Here is a 16,557-nt window from a genome sequence, read left to right on the forward strand (position 1 = left end):
CCCCAAAAGAGGCGACGCGGTTTCTGAGATGATTCGCATATGATCGGCTTACTCGCCGCAGCCGCCGTCCTTGAAGCCGCAATCGCGGCAGGAGCGGCACTTGCCGTCGTGCACGTAGGCCAGCGAGCCGCACTTGGGGCAGGACTCGGCGCTGCGAGCGTTGCCTTCGCCGGCTGGCTTGCTGGGCGGTGTGGTGGCGGAGACGACGGTAGAGGCGCCGTTGGTTCCGCTGCTAGCGACGGGAGCCTTGCTTTCCGTAAACTCGTGCCCAACCAGGCCTTGCAGCTTGCCGCCGTTGCTGGCGGGGAAGAGCCACTCCAGGGTCTGCATCATGGCGTCGACCACGCTCTTGCAGGTCTTGATGCTGTCTGCGTGGCCTTCGGCATCGCCCACCTGGGTGAAGCCGCTGGGCTCGAAGGCGGTGTAGCGGAAGGACTCGATGAGGCTGTGCAGGGGCACGCCGTACTGCAGGGCGATGGAAAAGGCTTTGCAGAAGGACTCGAACATGCCGTTGGCGAAAGAGCCGCTCTGGTTTACCTTTCCGAAGACTTCGCCGCAGGTGCCGTCCGGATAGACGCCCACGGTGAGGAAGCCTTCCATGACGTTTCCGCCCACGGTGAATTTGAGAGTCTGGGAAATGCGGCGGCCCGGCAGCTTGATGCGGCGCGGTTTGCTGGACTCGACCACTACCTTCTGGACCTCGTCGCGCACCGATTCCACCAGGGCCTCCCAGAGGTATTCCGGGTTCCACTTGCGTGCTTCGGGGGTGTTGACGTTGTAGACGGAAATGCCCTTGGAGTCGGCTCGGTAGATGGCGACGCATTTGACGCCCATCTCGTGGCAGTCCACCAGGCTCTGCTTGATGTCCGCCTTGGTGGCGGTGTGCGGCAGATTGAGCGTTTTGGAAGTGGCTCCGCTGAGGAAGGGCTGGATGGCGCCCAGCATGCGCATGTGGCCTAGCGGGCGAATGGAGCGGGTGGAGTCGCCGGTGGTGGCGGAGCAATCGAAGGCCGCCAGGTGCTCCGGCTTCAGCCAAGGAATGCGCTCCATGTGGTTGTCGCCGCCCAGCAGCACCAGTTCTTCCGCGTTGGCGGTGCCGTCCTGTCCCTTCGCTCGCAGGGTGGTGATGCGTTGCTCGATGGACGGGTTTTCCGGGTCGTGCGTTTCCGCCAGCCAGTCGTCCAGCTGTTTGCGGATGGGACCTTTTTCAAAAAACAGGTTCTGCTGCAGGTGGTTGGCGGCCTCGTCGATGGAGCCGCAAGCAGCGAACAAACCGTCGATGCCCGCCACTTCCAAGGCCGCTTCGCGCACCTGGGCCTTGCTGTAGCCCTGGCTGCGCAGGCCCTTGAGGGCGAGGGAGTTGAACATCTTCAACATGCCGCCGCCGGAGAGGTTTTTATACTTAACCAAAGTGTAGTCCGGCTCGGCGGAAGTGGTGCCCTCCTCGTAGACGCCCATGGGGGCGCTGATGGTGCCGGTGGGAGCCATCACGGTGGTGAAACTGTTGCGGAAGCGCTTGGCTTCGAGAACTTCGGCCCAGCCTTTAGCGTTTTCATCCAGCAGCTGCTCCACGATCGGGTGGGATTCGGCGGACTTGTTTTCGATGCTGCGAGCGAAGCCGCGCAGGGCGTCGCGGCCGGTGAGGCCTTGGGACTGCGGGAGCTCCTTGTTGCGCTTTTTGTAGATGGCGTCGGCCGCCTTGAGGACATCGTTGCAGCCCTTGGCGATTTCGTTGGAAAGCTCTTGGGTGGCGGCGTGCAGGGATAGCACCTCGCGCAGGTCTTCTTCGGTCTGTTCGAAACGCGGATAGCTTCCCAGCTCCTTGCCCATCTCGGCGCTGGCTTTCCAGCAGGCGGAAGTGAGTAGGCTCACCAGCTGGCTGGCGATCATGCGACCCTCGTCGGAGTCGTAAGGCACGCCGATGGACATGAGCAGGCCGCCCACGTTGGCGTAGCCGATGCCGGTGGTGCGGTAGAGGTAGGTGCCGCGGGCGATTTCCGGAATGGGGAAGCCGCCTTCCTCCACGTTCAGATCCGCCGCGATCATGGCCAGACGAGCGGCGTGCCGCAGGGCCTCCACGTCGAAGCGGCCGGTCTCGGCGTCGTAGAAGCGATAAACGTTGAAGCTGGAAAGGTTGCAGGAGGTGAAGCTCAGGTGAAGATACTCCGAGCACGGGTTGCTGGTCAGGATGTCGCCGTCGCTTTTGACTGGGTTCCAGAGGTTTATGAAATCGTTGTTGTGCACGCCCGGTTCGGCGTTGTGCCACACGCATTCCGCGATCTCGTCGAGAATCTTCTCCGCCTTGAAGGTGTCGGCCACGTGGTTGGGGTCGCTGACCCAGCGGGTGTGGTAGTCGCCGTTGCTTTGCAGGGCTCGCCAGTAGTCGCCCTTGAGGGAGACGCTGTGGTTGGCGTTCTGATGAGCGAGCGTTTCGCCGTACAGCAGGTCGTCCATGCCGGCCCCGTAGGTGAGCTCGTTGGAGAGCGGCATGCCGAGCACGATGGAGGCCGCCATGCGCTGGGCAGGGGTGCCGCTGGTGGCGAACTTGGACGCGATGCCGCGCAGGGCCACGGAGACGTTGTGCTCGCGCAGGACGATCTTGCCGATCTCCTCCTGGTCGTTTTTGGCCCGGATGAATTTGAAAATGTCAGGGTGGTCAGCGAAGAGCAGCACCATGCGGGCGGCACGACGGGTTTTTCCGCCCGACTTGATGGCGCCCGCCATGCGGTCGTAGCCCTTGTCGAAGGAGATGGGACCGGAGGCTTGGCCGCGACCGCTGATGGGCTCAACGGAGGAGCGGATGGTGGAAAGGTTCATGCCCACGCCGGAGCCGCTGGAGAATACGCCGCCTTCGGCGATCTGGTGCTCCAGGATCTTCTCCATGGAATCCTCCACATCGAGCAGGAAGCAGGCGGAGGCTTGGGGGTGGATGTAGGCGTTGTCCAGCTCGCTGACTTTGATGTCCTCGGAGGTCCCGTCGGTGGGGATATGGGCTTTGTAAGCTCGGTTGCCGCGGGCTTTCATGCACGGACGCAAGTCGGGTCGGTCCCAGCGCCATTGCTCCCAATGGCCGATGTTGAACCAGACGGGAGAGTTCGGAGCCCACATCTGTTTGACCAGCAAGTGCTTCAGTTCGTGGTTGTAGGCCAGGGCGTCGTCGAGGGTGGCGAAGTAGCCGTGTCGCCAGCCCCAAAGGGTGTAGGTATTGGCGATGCGATCGAAGGCGTGGCGAAACGAATCCTCGTACTGCGGCGTACCCGGATCGTTGCCGAAAAGATACTTCGAAGCGGTGATCTTGACCGCGCTGTCGCCCCAATGCTCTGGCACCTCTACGCCCTCGCGCTCGAAACTCGGCTTGCCGGTTTTCCAGTCCATGATGGCGACGTCGCGACGCACCCACTCCACCGTTTCGTACGGATGGCGTTTGTCCTTGGTGAAACGGCGCTCGATGGTCATGCCTCCGATGAGGTTTTCGCGCGGTTCGAGCTGGAGCGTTTGACCATAGCCCAAGTCGAGAGAGATGTCGTCAGTGGCGGTTTCGGCGCTGTCTTCTAGGAGTGGTTTCATGAATGAATAAAAGGATAGTCTTGTGTGTGCTATGAGGTGAAATCGCGGTTCGCGGGGGCTACGAATTCAGAAAACGAAGGAGCTGATTTTTGTAGGCGCCGGGGTCTGGAAGTTAAAGAAGAAATAAAGACAGAAGGGTAATTATTCTCCTCGGTTTTTCTTGACTTCGAAAGCTGGCCGCAGGACCTGAAAGCCGGCTGGCGCCTGGTCCGAGTCTGCTTGCTCGGCGTCAGGCGAACCGCTATCATGCGCAGGTTCGACGAGCGGATTGGAGCGCTGCACATGTCTTGGAGCGCCTCCGCCGGATCGGGCGGGGAGTTTAGCGCAGCGGGAGCGGTTTGTACATACACAGTAACCCTTGGCGCCTAGGTCGCCTCAGCTCGATCCTTGCGCCAAGCGATGCTCGGGGACGCTATCGGACGGAAATGGGAAGTGACGGCTAAGGAGCGCTGGCCGCGACGGCTTGGTGCAGCTCGGTGAAAGTGTGGAAGACGCAGCCCTGCCGCTTGAGCTCGTCCAGGATGGCGGGAAGGCGGTCGGCCGTTTCCTTCCGCCATTCATGGAAGAGAATCACCGCCCCATCGGTCACGCCGGTGGTGGCCAGGCGCTCGATTTCGTCCGCGGAAACCGAGGTGTCGTAATCCTGGGAGACGACGATGGAGGCCGGCTCGTAAAGCGCGATGCCGGCAGAGCGGCAGGCTTCGCGGATCGACTCGCTGGTTTTGAGAAACGGCGGCCAGTACCAACGCGGGGCCGTGTCGAGAGTCGATGCCATGATCGCTTGGGATCGTTGGATCTGCTCCTGCAGTTCGCTAGGACTGAGGCTGTCCGGATCGCGGTGCCGCAGGGAGTGGTTGGCGATCTCATGTCCGCGCTCGCTGATCAGCCGAGCGACTTGCGGATGCTGGCTCATGGTTTCGCCGACGTGGGCAAAGGTGGCGCGTACGCCGCGGGAGGCGAGGATCTCGAGCAGCTTCGGCGCCTGTTCGGGCGCTGGGCCATCGTCAAATACGAGCGCGATACGGATTGGCGGTGTCATGGGAGGGGCGGCCTGGGCGAGGAAAACAAGGCTGAATGAAGCGATGAGAAAGCGCAGCATGACCGGTATTTAGGGTCTTCCGGCGCGCGGGGCAATGGCTCGATGGGGGAAGCTTGTCTAACTATAGACCCTTCTTGCGAAAAACGGCGATCGACGCTTTGCTGGTTCGGATCTACTACCTCGATACCCCGTGATGAAACGCATAACATTGGCGGACGTTGCTAAGGAGTATGGATGCCACCCGACGACGGTGTCCATGGCCTTGCGCAATCATCCGCGACTTCCGCAGAAGACCATCGAAAAAATTCAGGCTTTGGCGGAGAAGATGGGATATCGCCCCGACCCGGCCCTCGGGGCTTTGGTGGCCTACCGGCGAAACGCCACCGCGTCGCGCAAGGCCTCGCCTCTTGCTTACGTGACGCACTGGAACACCCGCTTCGGCTGGAAGGATGTGGACGCGCACCGCCAGTTCTACGAGGGCGCTTCGGAACGGGCCGAATCGCTTGGCTACAAGCTCGATCACTTTTGGTTGGGCGATCCGAACCTCTCCATCCAGCGCATCGGCGAGATTCTGGTCAATCGGGGCATTCGTGGCGTGGTGATCGCCTCGCACATGCCGACCATCGACAACGAGCTGGATTGGGATTGGACGAAGTTCAGCGCGGTGAAGATCGACTTTTTTCCCAGCTCTTTGGCGGTGCACACCATTTCGAACGATCAGCGCTCGATCATGCGGCTCGCTATGCGCAAGGCCATAGACGCGGGGTATCGAAAAATTGGATGCATCATGCCGCGCTGGTGGGACGACTATGTGAATCAGGCTTGGTCCAGCGGTTTTCTCTCCGGCCAGCTAGCGCTGCGGGAGGAGGAGCGCATCCCCATGCTTTTCTTTGAGAAGGGCCCGGAAAACAATCGAAGGATCGATGCCCGGCACCTCAAGCAATGGATGGACCAATGGCGACCGGAGGTGATCGTCAGCCACTCGCTATTTGTCGAGCAAGCGCTTCGAGAGCTGGACGTCAGGCTGCCTGAGGATGTCGCTTACATCGATGTGTATCCGGAACGCAAGGACGGGGAGATCGCCGGAGTGGTGCACAACTGCCACCGCGTGGGCGAGATGGCGGTGGAGATCCTGGCGGGTCAGTTGCAGCAAAACCAGTTCGGCCTCCCGGCCTATCCGACATCGACCATGGTCGAAGGCACATGGGTCGACGGACGATCTCTGCCGACCAAGGAGCCCGCGCTTTCCGGCGACTAGAATTGCCTCGCGAAGATCAGGCCTCGTCTTCCTTCGCCTCCAGCTTTTTCATGTAGGCTTTGGGATCGGCGGGTCTGAGCGTCGCCTTTTGGAAAAACTGATTGTTCGGAACGTTGAAGACGTCGCCTTCCGTACTGCGGATGGTGGTGAACATGAAGTTGATATCGATGACCTCGCCCATGATGTCATCGCCAACGACCTTCACGAAGTTTCCCACTCGGAAGGGCTGGACCAGCAGGAGAAAGAAGGTGGCCGAGATGTTGCTCAATACGCTCCACACCGCCACGAAGCCGATGGCGATCAAACCGAGCAAGGTGGAGACGAAGGTCCAGAAGTTTCCGATCGGAATGCCGAACGAGGTCAGGATGAGGAGAACCGCCATCAGGAAGAGGGCGTATCGCAATGCGAGCCTGATCGGAAGTATCAGCGTTTTGGATACCTTTGGGCGTCTTTCTAGGAGTTGGAGTCCTCTGGAAATGAGGAGCCAAATAAGCATCGCTCCGACTAGGATGATCACTGTGGTGATGGCTCCTTGCAGCACTGCTTGTCCGTCGATTTTTGAGAGGAATTCTTTCATGTCCATAAGACTGGGCGTGCCGGTTTCGTCGGCAGTTTATCGGATAAGGTTGGTCGTATCGGGGTAGCTAGAGATGGGAAGCAAGGGTGACCTTTTGCTGATCGCCCAGAGAAAGGCGTCCGTCGCTCAGATCGGCGCTGGGACTTTCCTTCAAGTGGAAGGAGCTGCAGTCGGTTAGAACCTCTTTTTGCGCGTAGTTGAAGCGGATACGGTTTTCCGGCAGGCGAGTGGATATCAGGCGCGTGCCGCCTGACTCGCCGGGCTTCGCGTCGATCGCCATGAAGGGGATGGAAAAGTCGCTGAGGTCGAGAATGAAGTCGTTCAGTTCCCCGAGCGTGGAGTTAGCGTTTTGCGCTCGGTAGCCGAGCACCTCTTGGAAGGATCGCAGGTTGGGGTCCTGGTCGCGCTCGTCCTGCGGCTCGAGCAGTGGGGGCACATCCATCGATGCGGCAGGTTGGATGGCGCTGGGAGCTTCCCAGTAGGTGGACCAGCTGTAGTGGCTTGCGATCTCCATCTCCTTTTGCCGGGATACAGGAAGTCGCTCGTCGAGAGTGGGAGCGGTATCCAGTTTTTCGCTACTGATGTTGAGCGGGATGCCTTCTGCTCGAGCCTCGATTTCGCTTCGCAGCAAGGAGCTGGGCGACAGGAGCGATTTGGACGCGTTTAGGAAGATGCCTTGTTTCACCACGAGGTAGCGCAGGCGCCACTGGTTGTCGTCGAAATAGAAGTCTGAGCACTTCCCGTTTTCCTTTCCCTCCACGATGAAGGCTTGGTCGAGGAAGTATTTCATACTGTAGAGCATTGTCGGTCCTTTCGTTTTGGGTGTCGTCGGTTTCGCGTCCTTGGAGCTTGATCGAGCTTGGCTCTCGCCGCCGTTGGGCGATAGCAACGATCGGTCTGCCAGATAGGCGAACAGGACTTCTCGGTTCCGCAATGTTCGCGCCAGTCGGCTTCAGTTGCAGCTTGGCGCTCTTCTCACTGCGCAATGCAGCGCCCAAGGGCTGGCGCCGTGCGCTTTGCATGGCGAGGGAAGCGCCTAGGAGCGAGGGGCTTATCCCTTCTCGCCTGCAAGTCCTATTCGTCCCACTCGATTTCCGCCCCGAGCTTGCGCAGGTTTTCCGCGAAGTTCGGATGGGCCCTCCGAATCGGATCGGCGTTCTTCACAATGCTGCGGCCTTCGATGCTGGCGGCAGTCATGTAGAGAGCGACTGCAGCTCGTATAATGTATGGCGCTTCAACTACAGCCGGTCGCATGGGGCGTTGCCCAAAAATGATGATGCGGTGCGGATCGCTCACCACGGCGTGAGCGCCAAATTTCACCAGCTCGGGCAGCCAGGAGAAGCCACCTTCGTAAACCTTGTTCCAAAAATGCATTACGCCTTCCGATCGGGTTGCCAGGGCCACCATGGGGGGAAGCAGGTCGACCGGGAAGTAAGGCCAAGGCGCTGCTTCGATTTTCGGAAGGAGGTTGGGTGTAAACGGTTGTTGGATACGCAACTCCTGGGAGCTGCGGCAGATGGCGGTGTTGCCGTCGTAGGCGATGGTGACGCCTAGCTTGTCGAAGCTGCGGTTGATCAGATCGAAATGCTGAGGCGTGGAATCGAGCACCTGAACTTCGCCGCCGGTGATGGCTCCGAGGGCGAGGAAGGTCGCCACTTCGTGGTGGTCGGAGGAAATGGCGGCATCGGCGCCCTGGAGAGCTTCCGCGCCCGTGACGGTCAGTACGCTAGTGCCGACGCCCTCGATGCTTGCTCCCATGGAGATGAGGAAACGGCAGAGGTCCTGCACGTGCGGCTCGCTGGCGGCGTTGGTCAGCGTGGAAACGCCGTCGGCCAAAGCGGCGGCCATGACGAAGGTCTCGGTAGTGGTGACCGACATGTAGTCCGCCCAGTGGGAGGCCCCAGTGAAGCGCTCTTCGATCGTGAGTTTCAGTTCGCCGTTGTGCTCGATCGTCGCTCCGAGGCAGGCGAGGATTTCGAGGTGCGGATCGAGCTCGCGGATGCCCAGAGCGCAGCCCTTGGGGTTGGAATCGAGGGCGATCTTTTTGAAGCGATGCAGCAGCGGGGCGAAGAGCAGCACCGCCGAACGCATGCCTTGCGGGAGAGAGGCGGTGTCGAAGTCGGTTTCCAGTTCCGAATGGTCCAGCCGCATGGTTTTGGCTTCGCGATCCCAGTCGATGCGGGAGCCGATTGAGCGGAAAAAGCTGACCAGTTTCTCGATGTCGGTGATGGCTGGCACGTTGCTCAAGGTCACCGCTTCATCCGTGAGCAGAGTAGCGCAGAGAATAGGAAGAACTGCGTTCTTGTTGCCCGAAGGAGTGATGGTTCCTGAAAGCGGTTTGCCGCCGTGTACGATGAGATTGGCCATGGGGATGATTCGAAGCCGAGCTTCGCGAGCCGCCTAGCGGTTTTCAATAAAATTGGGGACGCGGAGGCAAGGTTGCGCTCGCAAGGGAGAGCGGGTGCAGGGAACCTCTCGCAGCTCCACGGTTAAGCAACTGGTTTTTGCAACGTTACAAAAACCAGTTGCGCAAAGAAGTGTTAAGCGTCCCTATTTCGAGCCATTTTGCATTGCTTCAGGTGAACTTATTCGTTTGTTAAGCGGGTCTTGAGCAGCCAGGCGCCTAATCCAGCTGACCCAAGATTCTCAAGAAAACACAATCCTACTAACACTCATCTTTGGATCCTGATCCTCGCGACAGGCACCCGAATTATGAAAAGCATACCAGACTTCCTGAAGTGGAAGGCGGACGGCCGCGCGATCACCATGGTGACGTGTTATGATGCGGCGACCGCTAAGATTTTGAACGCATCGAGTGTGGACTCGATTCTTGTCGGCGATTCCTGCGCCATGGTGGTGCACGGCTACGACAGCACGGTGCATGCGACGGTGGAAATGATCGCTACCCACACCGCCGCCGTGAGACGAGGAGCGCCGGACAAGGTGATCATCGCCGACCTTCCGTTTCTCTCCAATCGCAAGGGCACCGAAATCGCCATGGACGCGGTGGACCAGCTGATGAAGGCTGGGGCCAACGCGGTGAAACTGGAGCGGCGCAAGGGCAACATCCAGCTCATCGAGCACATCGTGGATAGTGGGGTGCCGGTGATGGGGCACCTCGGACTGACGCCGCAGTCGGTGAACGCGTTTGGCGGCTTCAAGATGCAGGCCAAGAGCGACGCCGCGGCCCGAGCCTTGATCGAGGACGCCAAGATGCTGGAGCTAGCGGGTTGCTTCAGCGTGGTGCTGGAATGCATCCCCGGCGACGTGGCGGCCCAGGTGACCGAGGCTTTGACCATCCCGACCATCGGGATCGGCTGCGGACCGGAGGTTTCCGGCCAGGTGCTGGTGGTCAACGACTTGCTTGGCATGGATCGCAGCTTCCAGCCGCGTTTCGCCCGCAAGTACGCCAACTTGGCCGAGACCATTGGTCAGGCGGTCGACAGCTACTGCGCCGACGTGCAGTCCAAAGCTTTTCCAGCGGCCGGCGAATATTCGTCGAAGCTGGTCAAGGCGGCTTCCTAAGCGGAGGGCGTTGCCATGTTGCAAGTTATCAAGACGGCTTCCGCGTTTCGCGATTGGCGAAATGGCGCAGCGGGCGGCAAGACGCTCGGTTTCATTCCCACCATGGGAGGATTGCACGCGGCCCATCTCTCGCTGGCGCAGCGTTCGCTAGCGGAGAACGACCTGACCGCGGTCAGCATTTATCTCAACCGCACCCAGTTCAACAACCCGGAGGATTTCGAGAAGTACCCGGCGGATTTTCAGGAGGACCTGGCGGCTCTGGAGGAGCTCGGCGTGCAGGCGGTTTTCGCTCCGACCTACGAGGAGATGTATCCCGACGACTACCGCTACCGCATCACCGAGAGCGAGATTTCGACCGTGCTGGAGGGCGAGCATCGCCCGGGGCATTTCGACGGGGTGATGACCGTGGTGATGAAACTGCTTTGCATCGCGGACGCCACGCGGGCGTATTTTGGCGAAAAGGATTGGCAGCAGCTGCAGCTGGTGCGCGGCATGGTGGAAGCGTTTTTTCTGCCGGTGGAAATCGTGCCGTGTCCCACCGGACGCACCGAAAGCGGGCTGGCCATGAGCTCGCGCAACCGTCGCCTGAGCCCGCAGGGGCTGGAGCTCGCGGCTCGTTTCAACCAGGCCATGCGCGCCGCCGAGACGCCGCAGGATGCGACCCGCGAGCTGGAGACGCTGGGCTTCGAGGTCGAGTACGTGGCCGATCTGGAGGGCCGTCGCCTCGGGGCGGTGGTGCTCGAGGGCGTGCGGTTGATTGACAACATGGACCTCGCCGAGACGGCCGCAGCGGTGGCATCGAAGGCGTAAGCTATTATCCAAGAAGGGGTTTAAGATGAATCTTTGTATAGATGTAGGAAATTCCCAGATGCATGGGGCGGTCTACGATGGAGACCGGTTTGTGATTCAATTCCGCAAGGAGAGCACTCGCGCTTCTCGAGACGAGATCGGCTTGTTTCTGGTTTCCGTTTTGAAGGAACATGGCGTGGATCCGCACGCCATCGAACGCATCGGAATTAGCTGCGTGGTGCCGGACGAGATGCACTCTCTGCGCAACGCGTGTCGCATCTACTTCAACCTCGAGCCGCTTTTCCTCGAAGCCGGGGTGAAGACCAAGCTCAAGATCAAGACCCGCAATCCGCTGGAAGTCGGCGCCGACCGCATCGCCAACGCAATCGCGGTGACGGAGCTGTTTCCCGGTAAGGATTCGGTGGTGGTGGACTTCGGAACGGCGATCACGCTCGACGCGGTGACGGCCAATCGCGAGTACCTCGGCGGAGCCATCTGCGCCGGTCTTGGTTTGGCCATGAACGCTCTCGGGTCCAAGACCGCTAAGCTGCCGTTCGTGGAAATCACCAAGGCGAAATCCGCCCTTGGCCGCTCCACCACGGAAGCGATCCAAGGCGGCCTCTACTTCGGCTACCTCGGCATGATCAAAGAGCTCATCGCTCGCATCCGGCAGGAAGCCTTCTCGGATCGGCAATGTCAGATCATCGCTACGGGCGGCTTTTCGCGGCTGTTTAGCGAAACGGGGATTTTCGATGTCATGGTGCCGGATCTGGTGCTGAGAGGAGTGAATGCGGTGCTGGATCTGAATCCAGTGAAAGAGCCCGCCGAAGCGGCGGAAGTTTAAGAGCGAAATAGGAATTTTTACAATGAAGCGACACATGCTAAAGTCGAAGCTGCACCGCGCTACGGTGACGGATGCGGACCTGAATTACGAAGGATCGATCAGCATCGATCCCGTCCTCTGCAAGGCGGCTGACTTGGTGGAATTCGAGAAGGTGGACGTCTATGACGTGGACAATGGAAATCGTCTCACCACCTACGTCATCTGGGGCAAGCCCGGGGAAATCTGCCTCAATGGCGCCGCCGCCCGTCTGGTGCATCGCGGCGACAAGGTCATCATCGCCAGCTTTGAGGAAGTGGAGGATGACGAGATCGACAACTACCGTCCCAAGCTCGTCCTCATGAACGAGGACAACTCCATCAAGAAGATCAGCGAGCCGCCGGTGCGCCGGCCGTAAAGTTTTTGCTACAACGTTGTAGCAAAAACTTGGTTTCTTGGCGTAGGAGAGGGCTGGTCCGGTGCTGGTCCGGTGCTGGTCGGACTGATGGGAAAGAGCGTGCCGGGGACGTCACGCACCACCTTTTGGGGGAGCGGGTGGAACGCGACGTCCTCGGCGCGTTCGGGCGGTTCGATCGGGGCCTGCGTAGCGTTTTGGGGAGGCGCTGTGTCAGGTTTTCGGAGCGCCTCGGCAGTGTCTTAGCTCGATGTCCACAGCGCAGATGTGGCTATGCAGCCAGTCCTGAATGAAGCTGTTGAGGCGTTCCAGCCACTCGCGACTGAAGCCGTTTTCCCGATAGCTCGCGGTGGAGTCCTCGTAGAATTCCATGAAGGTCTGGTGGGCGAGGCGGTTCTTTTTCGCCGCGGGGCACCGTCGTTTAGCCATACAGGCTTCTTCGTAGCGGAAATGGCTTTCCGCGTAGGTTTTGAGAAAGTGAAGCAACTGTTCGACTTCCTCGCTGCTAGCTGCTTCCTGGCCGATCAGTTCCTCCAGCTTGTTGGCGAAGCGGAAGAGCTGCTGGTGTTGCTCGTCCACTTTTCTGATTTGGGTTTCGTATGCTTCGCTCCATTCGAGGGCCATGAGTTCGGGAGTTGATTGAGTTGGTATCTTCCTGATTTGTGGGAACTTAAGCGAATCGGTTTTGCGTGGATTGGCAAACCGCTTGGGCGATAAGGTCGAATGCGATCCGCTAATGTCAAGTCGGCAACGAATAAGCCCGACTGTCGCGATAGACCAGTCGGGCTTGTGGTTTGTAAGTCTTTTTACGAGCTCGGCTTAGCCGTAGGCTGCTCCGGTATCGACGTCGATGACGCGGTAGTTTTCCACGTGGAAGTTCGGGTCGGCTCGGAAGGTGAGCTGGGCGTTGTAGTCCTTTTCCAAGCTGATCAGCAGGTCGGCATCCTCCTCGCGCAGGCGATTGATGATGGAGGGGTTGACCAGAATGCGTAGCTTGATGGCCTTGGCCAGGTCGGGGGTGCGGTTGCGAGCTCGGCGCACGATGCCGGAGAGCTTGCGTTGCAGCTCCACTGAAACGGTGGTGGGCGACTTGACGATGCCCTTGCCGCGGCAGTACGGGCAGTCGGTGTAGAGACCGCTCGAAACCGATTCCTGCATGCGCTGGCGGGTCATTTGCATGATGCCGAGCGGGGAGATGGGCAGGATGTGGGTCTTGGCCTTGTCGGTCGCCATGGCGTCGCGCATGCGGCTGAGAATGGCGTTGCGATGGCGGCGCTGCTTCATGTCGATGAAATCGATGATGATCAGACCGCCGATGTTGCGCAGGCGGATCTGTCGGGCGACTTCCTCCGCCGCTTCGCAGTTCACCTGGAAGATGGTATCGTTTTCGTTGCCCTTCTTGTTCTTGTGCGAACCGGTGTTCACATCGATGGCGATGAGGGCTTCGGTTTCCTCGATCACGATGGCTCCGCCGGAGGGCAGAGGCACCTGGCGCTGGAAGGTTTGCTCGATCTGCTTCTCGATGTTGTAGCGCTCGAAGATGGGGATCGAGTCCTGGTAGAGCTGGATCTTGGCGGTGCTGCGCTTGGAGATCTGGGAAACCATTTCCGTGGTGGCGGCATGGTCGTTCGGATTGTCGATCAGCACTCGGTCGATGTCTTCGGTCAGGAAGTCGCGCACGGTGCGCTCCGCTAGGTCCGGCTCCTTGTAGAGGCAGCAGGGGGCCTTGGCGGTATCCATTTTCTTCTGAATCTTCTCCCAAGTCTGCAGCAGGATGTGCAGGTCGCGCACGAAGTAGCGGGCCTTTTTGCCTTCGCCAGCGGTGCGCACGATGATGCCCATGCCTTCCGGGATGGTGAGGTCGCGGATGATCTTCTTGAGGCGTTGGCGCTCCTTGACGTCCTCGATCTTGCGGGAGATGCCGCACTGGTCGCTGTAGGGCATCAGCACGATGAAGCGACCTGGCAGGGAGAGGTTGGTGGTGGAGCGGGGACCCTTGGTACCGATGGGACCTTTGGTGATCTGGATGGTGATCTCGGTGCCGATCGGGTAGTGATTGGGGATGTCCTTGAGCGGGATCTTGGCCTGCTTCTTCTTCTTTTTGGAAGAGTTGACGCGCACCACTTCGATGGAGGAATCGGCGTCCTGCGGCTGGATGTCCCAGTAGTGCAGGAAGGCGTTTTTGGGCATGCCGATGTCCACGAAGGCCGCTTTGAGGCCTGGGTCGAGGTTCTTGATGCGGCCCTTGAAGATGCCGCCCACGATGCGCTGGGCGGAGTGGCGGCGCTCGATGTCGAACTTGTCTAGGATGCCGTCCACCAGCTGGCCGACTCGGGTCTCGAGCGGCTCGGAGTTGATGATCAGCTCACGATAGGGGCGTTTCTCTTTTTTGAAGGTCTCGATGATCTTGGTCATCAGAGGTCGTTTCTTGGCCCGTTGCTGGGCTTCGTTGCGCAGCTTGTCCTGGTCGACCGGCTCTACTTTCGTCTGCTTAGGAGGCTGGCGAAGTTCCTCATCGAGTTTGCTTTGTGAAGGGTTTTGTTGGTCTGTTTTGTTTTCTTGTTCGCTCATTTGGCGTTTCCTGTGTTGCGACAGGAGGCAGCCATGGAGAGAGCTTGGTGTTTGTTTCCTTGGGGGCGTCTAAAGGGTGTTCGCGTCGCTGTTTCACCAGCGATCTAAAAGTCCTTTCGATAGCGATAGACGCTTTGGACGAGTCCCATGAGAATGCAGCAGCTCACTACAAAGGTGCCTCCGTGACTTAAGAACGGGAGCGGCAGTCCTGTGATCGGCATGAGCCCTATCGTCATTGCGATGTTCACAAAAATGTGGACGGAAAACAGCGCCACCACGCCGAGCGTGAGCAGCGTGCCAAAGCGGTCTTTGGCCATGCCCGCGATGCGCAGGCTGTTTCCTAACAATAAACCGAAGAGGGAGATCACGACAGCGCTTCCCATAAAGCCGGCTTCTTCCGCGAGAACGGAGAATATGAAGTCGTTGTGGGCTACCGACCGGGGCAGGTAGCCGAGTTGAGCCTGGGAGCCCTGTGTCCAGCCTTTGCCGAACGGGCCGCCCGAGGCGACTGAAATGACGGATTGTTCCCGGTTCCAGCCGGACCCGCGCGGGTCGGCTTTGCCGGGATCGAGGAAGGTTAAAATACGATTTCGTTGATAGTCTTTGAGAGGGAACCAGGTGGTGCCCTGGTATTCGCCTTGGCCCTCGGCGGGCGTCAGGCCTTTTTCATCTAAAAAGTTAACGTAGTTGCGGTTATCGATTAAAATGGCCCCCACCATCACGGCGAAAAGGAAGATCGCGGTGGTGAAGAATTTCTTGGAAAGGTTTGAGGCGTATAGCTGGGCGAACACGAAGAAGGGGATTACCATGGCTGATCCGAGATCAGGCTGCAGCAAGATCAAGGCGAATGGCACGGAAATCGCAAGCGCCATTTTGGCAAGCACTTGGAGCGAGTCTTTGATGTCGCCCACCTCGGATCGAGTCAGGATGCTGGCGCTGATCACGATGCCGGCCAGCTTGGCCACTTCCACTGGTTGGAAGGTGTAGAATCCAAGGTCGAGCCAGCGTTCCGCTCCGTAACGGGAAACGCCCAACGGGCTCCATTTCACCGCGGCCAGCATGACCACCGCGAGCAGCCACAGCCAGTGGCTGTACTTCATGAAAATGGCGTAGTTCGTCAGCGAAACCGCGGCGTAGATGCCTGCCCCGATGAAGATCCATACGATCTGGCTCTTCCACTGACCTCCGTCCACGTAAGCTTGGGCGCTGTAGATGAACATCACCCCGATGCAGGCCAGCAGGAACATGCAAAGCGGGTTGATGAAATCGACGCGTGGATAATTGTGTTTTTTAGACGAGGGCAGCAAGGTGGGACGGTCGAGCGAGAGTTATCGGGAGCGCAGTGTCGGTTTTGTGGCGCGGGCCCGGGGAAGAAAAGGTAATTCAGGCGGGCTCGGCGTTTTTGGAGGCAGGTCGTTGCAGACTTGTCAGCCTAGCTGAGGTCTGGCTAGATTGGTGAGCTCGAATCGACGAAATGGGTGATAGCGCAGAAGCTTTGGAAAAAGTGCGGGTGGACCGCTGGTTGTGGGCGGTGCGTCTCTTCAAGACGCGTGGACAGGCGGCGGAGGCGTGCCGCGGCGGGAAGGTGCACGCCAATGGCGAAAAGCTGAAGCCGTCTCGTTTCGTGCGAGTGGGCGAGCGGCTGGAGGTTTCAAAGGAGGGGATCCTGCGAGAGGTCAAGGTCGTCGGCCTGCTGGAGAAACGCGTGGGAGCCAAGCTGGTCGAAAACTACATGCAGGACCTCACCCCGCCGGAACGCTTCGAGCTCCTGCGCATGACCGCGGCTCAGCACGTGCTGCGACGCGACGCCGGGCTGGGTCGCCCCACCAAGCGCGATCGACGAGAGATCGAAAAGTTGTTTGGAGAGTAGAAGGCGAGGGCGTGCGGGGTCCCAAGGTGGCGCGAGACCTCTGGGCTCGCGTTTTCCAGCGCGAGCGCAGGGATGCGACCTACGAGCGTGCCCGGAGGTCCCGCTCCACCTTTTGGCCTTGCCCTC

Annotated in this window: 14 protein-coding genes; 6 read left to right on the forward strand and 8 right to left on the reverse strand. The window is 59.6% G+C overall.

Annotated elements, in window-relative coordinates; translation table 11 throughout:
• Positions 1-48: 48 nt before the first annotated feature.
• Both QEH54_RS21135 and QEH54_RS21140 read right to left on the reverse strand, forming a co-directional pair.
• Complete coding sequence (locus tag QEH54_RS21135; protein ID WP_309020712.1) at positions 49-3,567, reverse strand: adenosylcobalamin-dependent ribonucleoside-diphosphate reductase; 3,519 nt, start codon at positions 3,565-3,567, stop codon at positions 49-51.
• Positions 3,568-4,006: 439 nt separating this feature from the next.
• Positions 4,007-4,666 (reverse strand): polysaccharide deacetylase family protein, encoded by a 660-nt coding sequence (locus QEH54_RS21140; RefSeq protein WP_309020713.1) that lies wholly within the window; start codon positions 4,664-4,666, stop codon positions 4,007-4,009.
• 133 nt (positions 4,667-4,799) lie between these two features.
• Here QEH54_RS21140 and QEH54_RS21145 point away from each other — a divergent pair, with 133 nt between their 5' ends.
• Positions 4,800-5,864: a LacI family DNA-binding transcriptional regulator gene (locus tag QEH54_RS21145; RefSeq protein WP_309020714.1), complete on the forward strand. Its 1,065-nt coding sequence runs from the start codon at positions 4,800-4,802 to the stop codon at positions 5,862-5,864.
• Between the two features lie 16 nt (positions 5,865-5,880).
• Here the strand turns inward: QEH54_RS21145 and QEH54_RS21150 are convergent, their stop codons facing one another.
• The 3 genes from QEH54_RS21150 to QEH54_RS21160 all read right to left on the reverse strand — a co-directional run bounded on the left by QEH54_RS21150 (position 5,881) and on the right by QEH54_RS21160 (position 8,808).
• Entirely contained in the window at positions 5,881-6,441 is a 561-nt protein-coding gene (locus tag QEH54_RS21150; RefSeq protein WP_309020715.1) for a mechanosensitive ion channel domain-containing protein, read from the reverse strand.
• Between the two features lie 67 nt (positions 6,442-6,508).
• Positions 6,509-7,231: a hypothetical protein gene (locus QEH54_RS21155; RefSeq protein WP_309020716.1), complete on the reverse strand. Its 723-nt coding sequence runs from the start codon at positions 7,229-7,231 to the stop codon at positions 6,509-6,511.
• 284 nt (positions 7,232-7,515) lie between these two features.
• Positions 7,516-8,808, reverse strand: a complete 1,293-nt coding sequence (locus tag QEH54_RS21160) for a UDP-N-acetylglucosamine 1-carboxyvinyltransferase (protein WP_309020717.1) — start codon at positions 8,806-8,808, stop codon at positions 7,516-7,518.
• Between the two features lie 345 nt (positions 8,809-9,153).
• Between QEH54_RS21160 and panB the strand changes: the two genes are divergently transcribed.
• Genes panB through panD form a run of 4 tightly spaced genes read left to right on the forward strand, consistent with a single transcriptional unit; the run spans position 9,154 to position 11,993 of the window.
• A complete protein-coding gene (gene panB / locus QEH54_RS21165) occupies positions 9,154-9,966 on the forward strand; it encodes a 3-methyl-2-oxobutanoate hydroxymethyltransferase (RefSeq protein WP_309020718.1) in 813 nt (270 codons plus the stop codon).
• A 15-nt stretch (positions 9,967-9,981) separates the two neighbouring features.
• Entirely contained in the window at positions 9,982-10,776 is a 795-nt protein-coding gene (gene panC, locus QEH54_RS21170) for a pantoate--beta-alanine ligase (RefSeq protein ID WP_309020719.1), read from the forward strand.
• 25 nt (positions 10,777-10,801) lie between these two features.
• Positions 10,802-11,599, forward strand: coding sequence for a type III pantothenate kinase (locus QEH54_RS21175; protein WP_309020720.1), 798 nt, complete (start codon positions 10,802-10,804; stop codon positions 11,597-11,599).
• Positions 11,600-11,621: 22 nt separating this feature from the next.
• The gene (gene panD, locus QEH54_RS21180; protein WP_309020721.1) at positions 11,622-11,993 is read left to right on the forward strand and encodes an aspartate 1-decarboxylase; all 372 of its coding nucleotides are present in this window, start codon (positions 11,622-11,624) and stop codon (positions 11,991-11,993) included.
• A 210-nt stretch (positions 11,994-12,203) separates the two neighbouring features.
• Here the strand turns inward: panD and QEH54_RS21185 are convergent, their stop codons facing one another.
• The 3 genes from QEH54_RS21185 to rodA form a co-directional block, all read right to left on the reverse strand.
• Entirely contained in the window at positions 12,204-12,614 is a 411-nt protein-coding gene (locus QEH54_RS21185) for a hemerythrin family protein (RefSeq protein WP_309020722.1), read from the reverse strand.
• A gap of 195 nt (positions 12,615-12,809) precedes the next feature.
• Entirely contained in the window at positions 12,810-14,561 is a 1,752-nt protein-coding gene (locus QEH54_RS21190; RefSeq protein ID WP_309020723.1) for an Rne/Rng family ribonuclease, read from the reverse strand.
• Positions 14,562-14,665: 104 nt separating this feature from the next.
• Positions 14,666-15,868 carry a rod shape-determining protein RodA gene (rodA, locus tag QEH54_RS21195; RefSeq protein WP_309020724.1) on the reverse strand — a complete coding sequence of 401 codons (1,203 nt, stop codon included), beginning with the start codon at positions 15,866-15,868 and terminating at the stop codon, positions 14,666-14,668.
• 167 nt (positions 15,869-16,035) lie between these two features.
• Here rodA and QEH54_RS21200 point away from each other — a divergent pair, with 167 nt between their 5' ends.
• The gene (locus tag QEH54_RS21200; protein WP_309020725.1) at positions 16,036-16,431 is read left to right on the forward strand and encodes a S4 domain-containing protein; all 396 of its coding nucleotides are present in this window, start codon (positions 16,036-16,038) and stop codon (positions 16,429-16,431) included.
• The last annotated feature ends 126 nt before the right edge of the window (positions 16,432-16,557 follow it).

The sequence above is a fragment of the Pelagicoccus sp. SDUM812003 genome (assembly GCF_031127815.1).
GTDB lineage: Bacteria > Verrucomicrobiota > Verrucomicrobiia > Opitutales > Opitutaceae > Pelagicoccus.